11 protein-coding genes are annotated in these 13,453 nt (G+C 72.1%); 8 read left to right on the plus strand and 3 right to left on the minus strand.

Annotated elements, in window-relative coordinates; translation table 11 throughout:
* Positions 1-33: 33 nt before the first annotated feature.
* The 5 genes from AB0G50_RS18020 (at position 34) to AB0G50_RS18040 (ending at position 5,331) form a co-directional block, all read left to right on the plus strand.
* The gene (locus AB0G50_RS18020; RefSeq protein ID WP_360109597.1) at positions 34-945 is read left to right on the plus strand and encodes a sugar ABC transporter permease; all 912 of its coding nucleotides are present in this window, start codon (positions 34-36) and stop codon (positions 943-945) included.
* Positions 945-1,790 (plus strand): carbohydrate ABC transporter permease, encoded by an 846-nt coding sequence (locus tag AB0G50_RS18025; RefSeq protein WP_360109331.1) that lies wholly within the window; start codon positions 945-947, stop codon positions 1,788-1,790. The genes AB0G50_RS18020 and AB0G50_RS18025 overlap by 1 nt, the downstream gene beginning before the upstream one ends.
* A 7-nt stretch (positions 1,791-1,797) precedes the next feature.
* Positions 1,798-2,979, plus strand: a complete 1,182-nt coding sequence (gene ugpC / locus AB0G50_RS18030; protein WP_360109334.1) for a sn-glycerol-3-phosphate ABC transporter ATP-binding protein UgpC — start codon at positions 1,798-1,800, stop codon at positions 2,977-2,979.
* 379 nt (positions 2,980-3,358) lie between these two features.
* Positions 3,359-4,246 carry an SDR family oxidoreductase gene (locus AB0G50_RS18035; protein WP_360109337.1) on the plus strand — a complete coding sequence of 296 codons (888 nt, stop codon included), beginning with the start codon at positions 3,359-3,361 and terminating at the stop codon, positions 4,244-4,246.
* A 113-nt stretch (positions 4,247-4,359) separates the two neighbouring features.
* Positions 4,360-5,331 carry a hypothetical protein gene (locus AB0G50_RS18040; RefSeq protein ID WP_360109340.1) on the plus strand — a complete coding sequence of 324 codons (972 nt, stop codon included), beginning with the start codon at positions 4,360-4,362 and terminating at the stop codon, positions 5,329-5,331.
* A 296-nt stretch (positions 5,332-5,627) separates the two neighbouring features.
* Here the strand turns inward: AB0G50_RS18040 and AB0G50_RS18045 are convergent, their stop codons facing one another.
* Positions 5,628-6,479, minus strand: a complete 852-nt coding sequence (locus tag AB0G50_RS18045; RefSeq protein ID WP_360109343.1) for a chromosome partitioning protein ParB — start codon at positions 6,477-6,479, stop codon at positions 5,628-5,630.
* A 3-nt stretch (positions 6,480-6,482) separates the two neighbouring features.
* Positions 6,483-7,217, minus strand: coding sequence for a metallophosphoesterase (locus AB0G50_RS18050; RefSeq protein WP_360109346.1), 735 nt, complete (start codon positions 7,215-7,217; stop codon positions 6,483-6,485).
* Positions 7,218-7,324: 107 nt separating this feature from the next.
* Between AB0G50_RS18050 and AB0G50_RS18055 the strand changes: the two genes are divergently transcribed.
* Positions 7,325-8,404 carry a DUF2332 domain-containing protein gene (locus tag AB0G50_RS18055; RefSeq protein ID WP_360109349.1) on the plus strand — a complete coding sequence of 360 codons (1,080 nt, stop codon included), beginning with the start codon at positions 7,325-7,327 and terminating at the stop codon, positions 8,402-8,404.
* Between the two features lie 151 nt (positions 8,405-8,555).
* A complete protein-coding gene (locus AB0G50_RS18060; RefSeq protein WP_360109352.1) occupies positions 8,556-11,210 on the plus strand; it encodes a sigma-70 family RNA polymerase sigma factor in 2,655 nt (884 codons plus the stop codon).
* Positions 11,211-11,552: 342 nt separating this feature from the next.
* Here AB0G50_RS18060 and corA read toward each other — a convergent pair whose 3' ends face one another.
* The gene (corA, locus tag AB0G50_RS18065; protein ID WP_360109355.1) at positions 11,553-12,632 is read right to left on the minus strand and encodes a magnesium/cobalt transporter CorA; all 1,080 of its coding nucleotides are present in this window, start codon (positions 12,630-12,632) and stop codon (positions 11,553-11,555) included.
* 293 nt (positions 12,633-12,925) lie between these two features.
* Here corA and AB0G50_RS18070 point away from each other — a divergent pair, with 293 nt between their 5' ends.
* Positions 12,926-13,432 (plus strand): MaoC family dehydratase, encoded by a 507-nt coding sequence (locus AB0G50_RS18070; RefSeq protein WP_360109358.1) that lies wholly within the window; start codon positions 12,926-12,928, stop codon positions 13,430-13,432.
* Positions 13,433-13,453: the final 21 nt, after the last annotated feature.

Here is a 13,453-nt window from a genome sequence, read left to right on the forward strand (position 1 = left end):
ACCGAGACCGAGGCCGGAGGCGGCGGCGAGCCCGTGCTCGACGCCAAGGCCAAGTCGGCGCTGTCCGACGGCAAGAAGGCCGAACGCCGGCTCGGACTGCTGCTGTGCGCGCCGGCGATCATCATCATGACGCTGGTCGCGGGGTACCCGATCGTGTACTCCCTGTGGCTGTCGCTCCAGCGCTACGACCTGAAGTTCCCGGACCGCCGGGAGTTCGTCGGCCTGGACAACTACATCACCGTGCTGTCCAGCCCGTACTGGTGGAACGCGGTGTGGATCACGGTCGTGATCACGGTCGTGTCGGTCGCGGTCGAGCTGGTGCTGGGCATGGCGCTGGCCCTGGTCATGCACCGCACGCTGGTCGGCCGCGGCATCGTCCGCACCTCCACGCTGATCCCGTACGGCATCGTCACCGTCGTGGCCGCGTTCTCCTGGCGCTACGCCTGGACGCCCGGCACCGGCTACCTCGCCGAAACCCTGGCGGGCGGCGATCCCGTGCTGACCGAGAAGATCCCCGCGCTGATGGTCGTGGTGCTCGCGGAGATCTGGAAGACCACCCCGTTCATGGCGCTGCTGCTGATGGCGGGCCTCGCTCTGGTGCCCGAGGACCTGCTCAAGGCCGCCGCGATGGACGGCGCGAACGGGTGGCAGCGGTTCACCAAGGTGATCGTGCCGGTGATGAAGCCCGCGATCCTGGTGGCGCTGCTGTTCCGCACCCTCGACGCGTTCCGGATCTTCGACAACCTGTTCGTCCTCACGGGAGGGTCGCAGGGCACCGCGTCCGTCTCGATGATCACCTACAACAACCTCATCAAGGGGTTGAACCTGGGCATCGGCTCGACCATGTCGGTGCTGATCTTCATCGCCGTGGCGATCATCGCGTTCGTCTTCATCAAGCTGTTCGGCACCGCTGCGCCCGGCAGCGACAACGGGGGGAGGCGCTGATGGCAGGCATCGGCGGGGCCGTCACGCCGGCCCGCAAAGCCCGCTGGACGGTCCTGAACGTCCTGGTCGTGCTCTACGCGCTGTTCCCGGTGCTGTGGATCGTGTCGCTGTCGTTCAAGTCCAAGGCGACGCTGGCGGACGGCAACTTCATCCCCCGGGAGTGGTCGCTGGAGAACTACGCGGCGATCTTCACCACCACGGAGTTCGTCCGCGCGCTGGTCAACTCCATCGGCATCGCGATCATCGCCACGGCCGTCGCGGTCGTGTTCGGCACGATGGCCGCGTACGCGATCGCCCGGCTCGACTTCCCCGGCAAGCGGGTCCTGGTCGGGGTGTCGCTGCTGGTGTCGATGTTCCCGCAGATCTCGCTGGTGTCGCCGCTGTTCGAGATCGAGCGCGCGCTGAGCCTGTTCGACACCTGGCCCGGCCTGATCCTGCCCTACATCACGTTCGCGCTCCCGCTCGCGATCTACACGCTCTCGGCGTTCTTCCGGGAGATCCCGTGGGAGCTCGAGAAGGCGGCCAAGATGGACGGCGCGACGCCGGGCCAGGCGTTCCGCCGGGTCATCGCGCCGCTGGCCGCGCCGGGCGTGTTCACCACCGCGATCCTGGTGTTCATCTTCTGCTGGAACGACTTCCTGTTCGCCATCTCGCTGACCTCGACGGAGTCGTCGCGGACGGTGCCGGTGGCGCTGTCGTTCTTCACCGGCTCCTCGCAGTTCGAGGACCCGACCGGGTCGGTCGCCGCGGCGGCCGTGGTGATCACCATCCCGATCATCCTGTTCGTGTTGTTCTTCCAGCGTCGGATCGTTGCCGGTTTGACCTCCGGCGCCGTGAAGGGGTGAGTCAGCAATGGCCGAGATCGTCCTGGACAAGGTTTCCAAGCAGTACCCCGACGGCGCGGTGGCCGTGAAGGACGTGGACATCGAGATCGCGGACGGCGAGTTCGTCATCCTCGTCGGGCCGTCCGGGTGCGGGAAGTCCACCACCCTGAACATGATCGCCGGGTTGGAGGACATCACCGCGGGCGAGTTGCGGATCGGCGGCGAGCGGGTCAACGAGCGCGCGCCCAAGGACCGCGACATCGCCATGGTGTTCCAGTCCTACGCGCTGTACCCGCACATGACGGTGAAGGAGAACATGGCCTTCCCGCTGCGGTTGGCCAAGGTGGACGACGCCACGGTCGAGAAGAAGGTGCGGGACGCGGCGGAGATCCTGGACCTGACCCAGCACCTGGACCGCAAGCCGTCGAACCTGTCCGGCGGTCAGCGCCAGCGGGTCGCGATGGGCCGGGCGATCGTGCGCAGCCCCAAGGCGTTCCTGATGGACGAGCCGCTGTCCAACCTGGACGCGAAGCTGCGGGTGCAGATGCGGACCTCGGTGTCCCGCTTGCAGAAGCAGCTCGGCACCACGATGGTCTACGTGACCCACGACCAGACCGAGGCGATGACCCTCGGCGACCGGGTGGTGGTGATGCGGGGCGGCGCGGTGCAGCAGATCGGCGCGCCGCAGTTCCTCTACGACAACCCGGCCAACCTGTTCGTGGCGGGGTTCATCGGCTCGCCGTCGATGAACTTCGTGCCGGCGGGGATCGAGGGCGGCGTGCTGCGGTCGCCGCTGGGCGACGTGCCGCTGACCGACCGGGTCCGGGGTCTGCTCGAGGGCGCCGACGCGCCGCGCGACGTGATCATGGGCCTGCGGCCGGAGCACTTCGAGGACGCGCGCTTGGTGGACGACCACGTGCGGTCCGGCGGGGTCGTGTTCACCAGCCACGTCGACGTGCTGGAGTCGATGGGCTCGGACAAGTACGCCTACTTCAGCCTGTCCGGCGAGCAGGCGACGGCGGCCGAGCTGGCCGAGCTCGCGGCGGACGCGGGCGCCGCGGACGTGCCGGGCGACGGGGTGTCGCTCGTGACCCGGCTGTCGGCGGCGTCGTCGGCGACCGAGGGCGAGCAGGCCGAGATCTGGTTCGACGCGGACAAGATCCAGTTGTTCGATCCCGCCAACGGGCGCAACCTGACGTACGCGGGCTGACCGCGCCACGTCCCAGGGGCCACTCCGCTCGTCCGGGCGGGGTGGCCCTTCGTCGTGGGGTGATGCCGCTCACCCGCTCGGCGCAGGTGGGGCCGGATCGCCGGTCGGGTGACGGAGCGGTCCCGGACGGCTGGTGGGGGACGTCGAGCGGAGGAATCCCGCGACCACCTACCGAGTGGTTCTCACGGTAGGTGACTGACCAGTCCGGGACATCGGCCCGGACGAACTTCATAGGCCATTCAGCGCAGCAGCGGTGCAGTTCGCCGCTCCGGTGCCGCAGTGGCTCCAGCCGCGTCGCCACCCTGGTCGACAGCGGGGGTGAACCCGGCCGGGCCGGGTCGGGGTAGGGGAGTCCGCCGAGGACAGAAAGAAGCGCGACATGGGGATCCTGGACGGGAAGGCAGTCGTGGTCACGGGTGCCGGACGAGGCTTGGGTGAGGCCTACGCGATGCACGCGGCACGGGCCGGCGCCGCGGTCGTGGTCAACGACAACGACGGCCACCTGGCCGAGCAGGTCGCCGCGCGGATCCGGGAGTACGGCGGTCGGGCGGTGGCGAGCACGCACACCGTCGCGGACCCGTCCGAGGCCGACAAGATCGTGGGCACGTGCGTGTCCGAGTTCGGCCGGCTGGACGGGCTCGTGAACAACGCCGGCCTGAACTACGAGTCGCTGCCCTGGGAGGACGACCCGGCGTCGATCCGCACGATCGTCGAGGTCAACGTGCTCGGCGTGATCTACACCGGCATGGCGGCCATGCGCGCGATGCGCGACACCGGCGGCGGCTCGATCGTGAACATCTCCTCCGGCGCGTTCTTCGGGCAGCGCAAGCTCGGCGCGTACTCGGCCACCAAGGGCGCGGTCGCCTCCCTCACCCTGTCCTGGGCGCTGGACCTGGAGACCGAGGGGATCCGGGTGAACGCGGTCTGCCCGGTCGCGCACACCCGCATGGTGTGGAAGTCCGAGCGCTCGCTGCGGGCCATCCCGGCCGACCGGACGCCGGGCAAGGTCGCGCCTCTGGTGCTGTTCCTGCTCGGCGACGGCGCGGCGGGCATCACCGGGCAGATCGTCCGGTGCAACGGCAGGCAGCTGCACCTGATCGGCCAGCCGTACTTCAAGCAGCCGATCCTGGAGAGCGACAGCTGGGACGCCACGTCGGTGAAGCGGGCGTTCGACGGGGTGCTCCAGGCGCACCTGGAGCCCTACGGCCTGGAGAAGCGGATGCCGCCGCGGCTGCGCGAGCTGGTGGAGCCGTCGCAGTCGGCCTGAGTTCGACCGTCCACTGTGGACGGTGGCGTTCGGGTGATCGGGGTGCGGCAACCGGGTGGGTCACTCGGTCGGGTGATCGCAGAAATGTCGTACCCCCCTGCCACCATCAGGACATGGGCACGCGCAGACCACGGGTCACGGACTGGCGGTTGGTGGTGCAGTCGAGGTTGGACCGGGTGCGGGCCGACCTCGCCGCACTCGGACCGCCGGACCCGCTCGACCTCGAGAGCGGGCAGTGGCGGGCGGTGGCCGAGCAGGAGGCCGCCGTCGTGGAGGACATGATCACCCGGGAGGAGTCCCGGTGGCGGACCGTCGCGTCGTGGTGGTCCGGGTGGCACATCGAGCGGGCGTGGCGGTCGTTGCACGAGGCCGAGATCGCGGTGGTGGCCGCCGGTCGGGGTTTCCTGGGCCGGCTGCCCGGGTTGCGGGCGCGGGTCGCGGAGAACCTGGAGGACGACGACCCCCGGCGCGTGGCGCTGGAGGAGATGCGGCCGGGCGAGTTCCCGCTGTCGATCGAGCGGGAGTTGGTGGTGGACGCGCTGCGGGCCGCGTTCGACCGGTCCGACTTCGCGCACGTGGGCTCGCGCGCGTTGCGCAACAAGCTGATCGCCGCGTCCGTGGTGCTGTTCGCGGTGAACACGCTGCTGGGCGCGGTGGGTCTGCTGAAGCCCGGCCTGATCCCGATGTGCGTGGGGTCGGAGAAGCTGCCGACGGTGTGCCCGTCGGGTCGTGCCGCGGCCGGCGCGGACGTGTGGCTGATCCAGGTGCTGGGCGCGTTCGGCGCGGTGCTGTCGGCGGTGGTGCTGCTGTTACGCAGGCGCCCGAGCCTGTCGCCGTACGTGATGATCGGGTACCAGGCGACGATCAAGATCCTCCTCGGCGCCGCGCTGTCGGTGGTCGGGATCCTGGCTCTGGGCGCGGGTGTGACGACGGGGCTGATCGGCGTGGCGTCCCAGGCGGCGCTGCTGCTGTGGGCGGTCATCCTCGGCTACTCCCAGCAGGTCGCGACCCGCCTGCTGGACAGCTACGCGGACCGCGTCATGGACCAGGCCCGCCCACTGCCGAAGGGGGAGTTCCAGCGCTAGCCGGCGCTGCTCGGGCGAGAAGCGCGGCCCGCGGGTCGGGCGTGGCGGACGCCGCGGGGCGACGTGACCGCGTGGGACGCCGCACGGGGTGGGCTGTCGCGCGGTCGAGGCGTGGCTGTCGCGGGTGAGGTGTGCCTACGGGGCCGTCGTGAACGCCGCGCGGCGCGGACGTCACGCGAGGGTCTCCCGGTCTCGGCGTCGCGGGCGGCGCGTGGTGCCCCGCCTCGGGTCCGGTCGAGTCCGGCTCGGTCGGGACGGCCCGGTCGGGCGCGGTCGGCGGGCTTCGCGGTCGGCCGTCAGCCGGCGGTCGGTCGGCGGGCGCGGAGGGCGTCGATGACGTCCTGGTCCCAGCGGTGGGTTCGGATGAGCCGGTAGCGTTCGGCGGCCACCCACAGGTAGGCCTCGGTTTCGGTGCGGTCGCCCACCAGGTCGGCCTGGCGGAGCAGACCGACGACCGGTTCGTACTCCTCGTGGAACCAGCGGGCGGCGATCGTGGCGCGGTCCAGGAAGGTGCTTTCGTCCTGCATCAGGCGGAAGCCCCACGCCTCGACGTGCTCGCCCAGTTCGGCGTAGTCCCACGGCCGGGCCAGCAGCACCGCCGCGCGGGCCTCGCCGGGCAGTGGCACGCGTTCCAGGAACAGCCGGCGGTAGTCCTTCACGATCAGGTCGCCGCGGTGCCGGATGCCGTGCGCCGGCACCCGCGTGACGACTTCCGTCACGTACGCGTCGATCACCTCCAACCCCAGCGCGTGCGCGACCGACACCCGGTGGTGCCCGTCCTGCACGAAGTGCAGGTCCCCGACCCGGTACAGCTCGATCGGCGGCACCGCCTCGCCGCGCCGCTGCGCGAGCGCCAACCGCTCCCAGCGTTCGCGCACCCGCGCCGACGTCGGCCGGAACCGCCGGTCGAAGTCGCGGGTGCGGTCCACACTGCCCACGATCGAGTCCAACCGCACGGTCCGCAGCCCCAACCGCCGCTCGCCCTGCATCCCGAGCGCCTCCACGACCTCGTGGAACGGCAGCATGATGTTCACGTCGTCCGGCTCCCGGCGCAGCCACGCCGCCAACCGCGCCAGCACCTGCCCCCGCCGCGCCCGCAGGAAGTCGTTCTCCACGTCCGCGCGCGGGAACCCCGTGTCACGGGCCATCACTCACCTCCGCCACCTCACGCCCGACCGCCGCGCCACACCGCGTCCACCGACCGCGTCCGGCTCCCGCGCGGTCGCGCCGGCACGGGCGGGTACGTCCAGCACCTTGTAGCCCACCACGTTCACCACGGTGGTGCCGCCCAGCACGCGGTCGGCCCGCCGCTGCCCGTGCGGGTGGACGTGCCCGTGCAGCAGCAACCCCGGCCGCAACCGCCGGACCGCGCGGTGCAGGCAGGCGAAGCCGCGGTGCGGCGGGTCGGGCTCGTCGCCGCAGTCCAGCGGCGGGGAGTGGGTCAGCAGCAGGTCGACGCCGCGACCGTCCTTCGTCCGCCACCACGCGCGGCGCAGCAGTGCGCGCAGCCGGCGCGCCTGCTGCCGCTCGGTCCACTGGTTCGGCCCCGCGTTGTACCGGATCGACCCGCCGAGCCCGGCGATCCGCACCCCGGCCACGTCCACCACGCGCCCGTCCGCGTTCACCGCGCCCGCCGGGCCGGGCCACCGCGCGGGCAACCCGGCGCGGGTCCACAGGCCGCGCACCTTCACGTACCCGCCGAGGTCCACGTCGTGGTTGCCGGGCACGAACACGCACGGTCGGTCCAGCCGGTCGGACAGGAACTCCAGGTAGTCGAACGGCAGGTCCCCGGCCGCGACGATCAGGTCCACGGCGGAGTGCGCGAGCACCTGTTCGGTCCACAGCCGCTCGACCACCTCGTCCGCCACCGCGAGCACCCTGGGCATCCATCGAGCCTAAGCGCTACCGGCGCGGTCGACATCTCGCAGGTGAAAGGGTGAATTGACGCCCCGTCCCGGTGCCCTGCAAGGGAAATCGAGCTAACGTCACAGCCGTGCTCGCCGAGCTGTTCCTGGAGGCGTCCCGCGGCTGCCGGACGTGGAGCCCGCTCACCCACACGCTGCTCGTGTCGGCGGCGGACGACCTGGCGCGCGGCGGGATCACCACGCGGGTGATGGCGGGCGCCGAGCGCGACCCCCGCGGCACGGTGCCGGGCCTGAGGTTCGCGGGCGCCCTGCACCGGCTGGTGCTGGAGGGCCGCGCACCCGAACTCGCCGCGCACTACCCGACCGTCGGGGGCAGGCCGCGGCTGGACCGGCTGTGGGAGGACGCGCTGCCGGTGCTGCACGAGCACACCGACGAGCTGAACGCGTTGACCAGCGGCACCGTCGTGCAGACCAACGAACCCGGCCGCAGCGGCCCGCTGTTCGGCGGCCTGCACACGGCGACCAGGCTGGCCGCGGACGCGGTGGGCCGCCGCACGGCGTTCCCGGTGCGGCTGCTGGAGGTGGGCGCGTCCGGCGGGCTCAACCTGCGCCCGCACCGGGTCGCCTACCGGGTGGACGACGAGGTGCTGGGCGACCGGTACAGCCCGTTCGCGCTGGACCCGTCGTGGACCGGGAGGCCGGAGGTCGACCTGCGGGACAGCCTGCGGCTGGTGCGGCGCGCGGCGTGCGACCTGAACCCGGTGGACGTGTCCACCGAGGACGGCCGGCTGCACCTGTCGTCGTTCGTGTGGGGCGACCAGCCGGAGCGCTGGGACCGGTTGCAGTCCGCGATCGACCTGGCGCGGCTCGACCCGGTGCCGGTGCGCCGGGCGACCGGGCCCGAGTGGCTGGCCGAGCAGCTGGCCCGACCCGAGCGCGACGTGCTGACCGTCGTGTGGCACTCCGTGGTGTGGCAGTACGTGTCGCCGGCGGACCGGGCGATGGGCCGCGCCGTGCTGGCCGAGGCGGCGAGCCGGGCGACCCCGATGGCCCCGTTGGCGCTCCTGGTCTACGAACCGCGTCGCGCGCACACCGCCTACGAGTTCCGGCTGCTGCTCAAGCTGTGGCCGGCGGGCGTCTCGCTGTGCCTCGGCACGGGCGCGGGCCACGGCGTGCCGTTCACCTGGGACACCCAAACCTGGAACTGACCGCCGAAAGCCGGTGACGGACTGCGCCGTTCGCGGGAAACTGCCCGCGGGACGGGTCCGGTCGAAGAATTTTCGCCCGGTCGCGGGGAGATCCGGGCCGCGACCGCCACACGACTCCTGACAGGCTCGGAGCCCTCCCCAGGAGACGATCATGGACGAGACCGCCTTACCCCACGACCTCCTCGACCGCCTGCGCGACGGCGACCCCGCCGCGCGCCGCGCGCTGTTCACCCACTGCCACGAGCGGCTGCGCCCGTACTTCGCGCGGCACCTGCCCAACGCCTCGGACGTCGACGACTGCGTGAGCGAGGTCGTGACGCGGGCGCTGGAGGGCATCGCGAAGGGCCGCGCGCCCGAGGTGCTCGGCGCGTGGCTGCACGGCATCGCGCGCAACGTGCGCAAGGAGCGCTACGAGGCGAACCGGCGGGCGTGGCGCGAACTGCCCGCCGAGGTGCGCAGGCCCGAGGCCGACGTGCCGGTGGAGCTGATCGGCACCCCGGACCTGCCCGCGGACCTGGAGCACCTGCTCGGCAAGCGCGAGCTGTGGTCGGTGTTGCAGACGGCCGTCGGCGGCATCCCGGAGGGCCTGCGCGAGGTGCTGCGCGCCCACATCGAGGAAACCGTCCGCCGAGGACGGCTGGTCGTCGGTCGCGAGCTCGCGACCGTGCTGGGCCTGCCGCCGGTCAACGTCGACCGGCAGCTGGGCCGGGCCCGGGACCGCGCGAAGGACGTCATCGCCGCCGTGGTCCTCGCCCGCAGTGGTCGGGACGCCTGCACGGGTCTGGCCGAGCTGGTGCCGGCGGGCGCGGTGGCGCTGGACCCGCCGGCCGCGCGCCGCGTGACGAAACACGCGGCGGCCTGCCCGACGTGCGGCCGGAGCGCCGAGGAGGTGCGCGCCTACAGCCGCTGGGCGCTCGGACCGGGCCTGCTGGGCCTCGCCGAGGACGACGACCGCCACCGGTTCCTGGCCGCGTTCCTCGGGCACGGTCCGACGGCGACCGCGGGCGGCGGGGTGGTCGGTGTCGAAGCGGGCCCGGACCTCCCGGCCGTGCGCCCGTCCGCCGGCGTCGTGGAGCGGGTGCGCGCCGCGGTGGCCCACCAGCTCGGGCGGGTCGACGCCGTGGTGCGGGTGGTGCAGGAGAACCCCGAGACCGCGCGGCGGCTGCTGGTCGGGATCACCAGCGGCGTGACGCTCGCGGGCGCGGTGCTGTGGGGGTTGTTCGGCGCGGAACCCCGCGAGCCCGGACCGGTCGTGGCGGGACCCGCGCCGGTGACCACGTCCGCCACCCCGTTCGGCGAGCCGGTCGTGGTCGTCGGCGACACCACCTCTCCGACGACCGCGCCCCCCGGCGCGACCGGCGTCCGGCCGGCCACCGCCGTGCCACCGACGGGGAGGACCGGCACACCCGCACCGCCCGCACCGGCCGCCGGCGCGCCGGTCGAGGCGGTCGAGGCGGTCACCACGGCGAGCACGCCGACGACCGCCCCGACCACCACCACGACCGCGCCGACCACCCCGGTCACCACGACCACCCCGGCCCGCACCACCCCGACGGCGCCGCCGACCAGCACGACCGCACCCGCGCCGACCACCACCACGAACCCGCCGCCGCCGTGGTCCGGCGACATCACGGTCGACGCCGAGGGCTTGGGCTACACGGCGTTCTCGGTGTCCGCGCAACCCGGCTGGCGGCCCGTCGACCAGCCCGCCACCCTGCGCCTGTCGCCCGGCGCGTACGCGGTCACCTCGCCCGCGAACATCGCGATCCCCTTCAGCGTCACCGATTCCGGCGCGGTGGACTACCCGACCGCCTACGACGCGGTGCTGGGCGGCCGGGGCACCGCGACGCTCCGCGTGCGCGGCCTGCCGATCACGGTCGACACCTCGGCGCTGTCCTACTACAACGCCACCGTCTCCGGCGTCGCGCCGGTCGCGTCGAACCCCGCCCGGACGCTGAACCTGTTCCCCGGCGACCACGCCGTGCAGACCCCGTCCGGCGACCGGGTCCCGTTCCGGGTGGACGGGCAGGGCCTCGTGCACTACGCCGCCGAGCACCTCCTCGACGGCGAGGGCACCGCCACGCTCACCGTCCACGGCCTCGCGCTCACCGTCGACTTCACCGACACGAGCTACTCCACGATGACCGTCAGCGGCACGGGGTGGCCGACGCCGCAACCGGTCCGCACGCTGCGCCTGCTGCCCGGCGCGCACACCGCGCTCTCCCCGAACGGCCTGGCCGCGCCCTTCCGCCTGCTGGACGACGGCACCGTCCGCACCGACAGCCCGCTGCTGGAGCCCGTCGGGTCGACGTTGCGGGCGCACGGCCTGCCGATCACCTACGACGTGTCCGACGTCGACTACGAGAACATGGCGGTCACCGGCACGGGTTGGCCCGCACCGAGTCCGGTGCGGCACCTGAGGGTGTGGCCGGGCGCGCACCAGGTGCTCACCTCGTCCGGCGCGAAGCTCGACTTCACCGTCACCCCGGCCGGGCTGGTCGACTACGACCCGTCCGTCGAGGCCCTGCTCACCGGTGCCGGCACCACGACCCTCGCCGTGCACGGCCTGCCGATCACCGTCGACGCCACCGCGACCGGCAGGCCCGCGCTGTCCGTGGCGGGCGCGGGCGGCCGGGACGCCCGCGTGCCGCAGACCTACCGGCTGCTGCCGGGCGCCTACGCGCTCGTGCTCGGCCCGAACCGGTACGCCTTCACCGCGGACCGGGCGGGTCGGGTCGACTACGACCCCGCCCTGGACGCCGTGCTGTCCGGCAGGGGAACGGGAACGCTGACCGCGCGCGGGTGAGCACGGTCCACCGCGGGCGCCGGGCCGACACCGGTCCGGCGCCCGCGGCGGCGCGGAAAGCCTTGCGCGCCAACGCGCACAGCAGCGGACCCAGCCGCGGCGGCTCGATCCGGACGAGCCGGTCGTCCGGGCGGAACCGGTATCGGGAACGGGAACGGGTCATCTCCACCACCTCCACCGGGTACGTGGGCGCGGCGGGGGAGATCTCCCCGTCAGTTGCCGGTGGCGATCAGCAGCGTGACCGTGCAGAGCCAGCCGATGAGGAAGGTGAGGATCCAGAAGCGCAGGTTGGTCAGGATGCGGGTCATGGTGGTCGGGTCCCGTCGGGTCGGGGTGGGTGGCTTACAACCAGCGGTTCCGACGGAATATTCGGTAGAGCGTGAGGCAGGCGACCAGGATGATCGTGATCACCATGGGGTAGCCGTACTTCCAGTGCAGCTCCGGCATGTGCTCGAAGTTCATGCCGTAGACGCCGACCACCATCGTCGGCACCGAGATGATCGCGACCCAGGCCGAGATCTTGCGCATGTCCGAGTTCTGCTGGAGCGTGATCTTGGCGAGCACCGCGTCCACCAGCGTGGTGAGCAGCTCGTCGAAGTTGGTGACCCGCTCGGAGACCTCGGTGAGGTGGTCGTCCACGTCCCGGAAGTACGAGCGGACCTGCTCGGGGATCAGCGGCGTGTAGCCCTCGGCGAGCCGGCGCAGCGGGACGGCCAGCGGCATCACCGCGCGGCGCAGCTCCAGGACCTCGCGCTTCATCAGGTAGATCTGGTCCGCGCTGATCCGGCTGCGCGGCGCGAAGACCAGCGTTTCCATCTGGTCGATGTCGTCCTCGATGTGGTCGGTGACCTCGAGGTAGTTGTCCACGACGTGGTCCGCGATCTGGTAGAGCACGGCGGCGGGCCCCACGGTCAGCCGGTCCGGGTCGTCCTCCAGCTCGCGGCGGACCGCGGCGAGGCCCGAGTGGTTGCCGTGCCGCACCGTGACGACGAAGTCCGGGCCCAGGAACACCATGATCTCGCCGGACTCGACGATCTCGTTCGCCGTGTCCGGTGACGCGTTCTGCACGTACCGCACGGTCTTGAGCACCATGAACAGCGTGTGGTCGTACCGCTCCAGCTTGGGCCGCTGGTGGGCGTGCACGGCGTCCTCGACGGCCAGTTCGTGCAGGCCGAAGGTTTCCGCGATGCCCTGGATCTGCTCCTCGTCGGGCTCGTGCAGGCCGATCCACACGAACCCGTCGCCGCGCTTGCGCACCTCGTTGACCGCGTCGGTGTGCGACCAGCGACCGGGCAGCCGCCTGCCGTCGACGTAGACGCCGCAGTCGACCACGTACGCCGACAGCGGCACCGGGATGGGCACCGGGGTCGGGCGGTCCGGGTGTCGGCCTCTCAGGCCGCCGAGGGAAGGCATGCTGGGCACGGTTCCTCCAAGCAGGGTGGTTCGCGCTGGAGTGCTGGGGTGAACAGACGGCGCGTGTCCCCGACCGGATGCCGTGCGGGCCTAGCTGGGCGAAGCCGACCCTCCGATGAGGACGCGCGAGGTACTGGCAGGATGGGGGTCGTTACTCATCGGTAGCCCTCACCTCCTCGGGTCGGTCGTCCGTGGCGGTGTAGTCGCTCACAGACCGGTTGCCGAGGGTACTCCTCCCGGGTTCACACTGTCGTCCCGGTCCGCGAGGGTTTCCGGTCACACACGAGCCAACGGAGGCTGCCGTGCAGTTCGGTCGTTACTACGAGGAGTTCGAGGTCGGCGCCGTGTACAAGCACTGGCCCGGCAAGACCGTCACCGAGTACGACGACCACCTGTTCTGCCTGCTGACCATGAACCACCACCCGCTGCACCTGGACGCGCACTACGCGGCGGAGACGACCGACTTCGGCAGGAACGTGGTGGTGGGCAACTACGTCTACTCGCTGCTGCTGGGCATGTCGGTGCCGGACGTCTCGGGCAAGGCGATCGCCAACCTGGAGGTCGAGTCGCTGAGGCACGTGAAGCCGACCTTCCACGGGGACACCATCTACGGTGAGACCGAGGTGCTCGGCAAAACCCCGTCGAAGTCCAAGGACGACCGGGGCGTGGTGCACGTCGAGACCCGCGGGTACAAACAGGATGGAACGGTCGTCTGCGTGTTCCGCCGCAAGGTGATGGTGCCCAAGCGCTCCTACGGCGAGGCCCGCGGCGGCGAGCAGCCCGGCCGGCCGGTGCCCGTCTCGGAGTGACCTGTCCGCCGAAGCGACGTG

This window comes from Actinosynnema sp. NPDC020468 (assembly GCF_040642015.1).
Lineage (GTDB): Bacteria > Actinomycetota > Actinomycetes > Mycobacteriales > Pseudonocardiaceae > Actinosynnema.

What these genes read in the sequence shown, in the direction of transcription:
- AB0G50_RS18025 (WP_360109331.1), top strand. Translation starts at nt 945, where the DNA reads ATGGCAGGCATCGGCGGGGCCGTCACGCCGGCCCGCAAAGCCCGCTGG.
- ugpC (WP_360109334.1), top strand. Translation starts at nt 1,798, where the DNA reads ATGGCCGAGATCGTCCTGGACAAGGTTTCCAAGCAGTACCCCGACGGC.
- AB0G50_RS18035 (WP_360109337.1), top strand. Translation starts at nt 3,359, where the DNA reads ATGGGGATCCTGGACGGGAAGGCAGTCGTGGTCACGGGTGCCGGACGA.
- AB0G50_RS18040 (WP_360109340.1), top strand. Translation starts at nt 4,360, where the DNA reads ATGGGCACGCGCAGACCACGGGTCACGGACTGGCGGTTGGTGGTGCAG.
- AB0G50_RS18045 (WP_360109343.1), bottom strand. Translation starts at nt 6,479, where the DNA reads ATGGCCCGTGACACGGGGTTCCCGCGCGCGGACGTGGAGAACGACTTC.
- AB0G50_RS18050 (WP_360109346.1), bottom strand. Translation starts at nt 7,217, where the DNA reads ATGCCCAGGGTGCTCGCGGTGGCGGACGAGGTGGTCGAGCGGCTGTGG.
- AB0G50_RS18060 (WP_360109352.1), top strand. Translation starts at nt 8,556, where the DNA reads ATGGACGAGACCGCCTTACCCCACGACCTCCTCGACCGCCTGCGCGAC.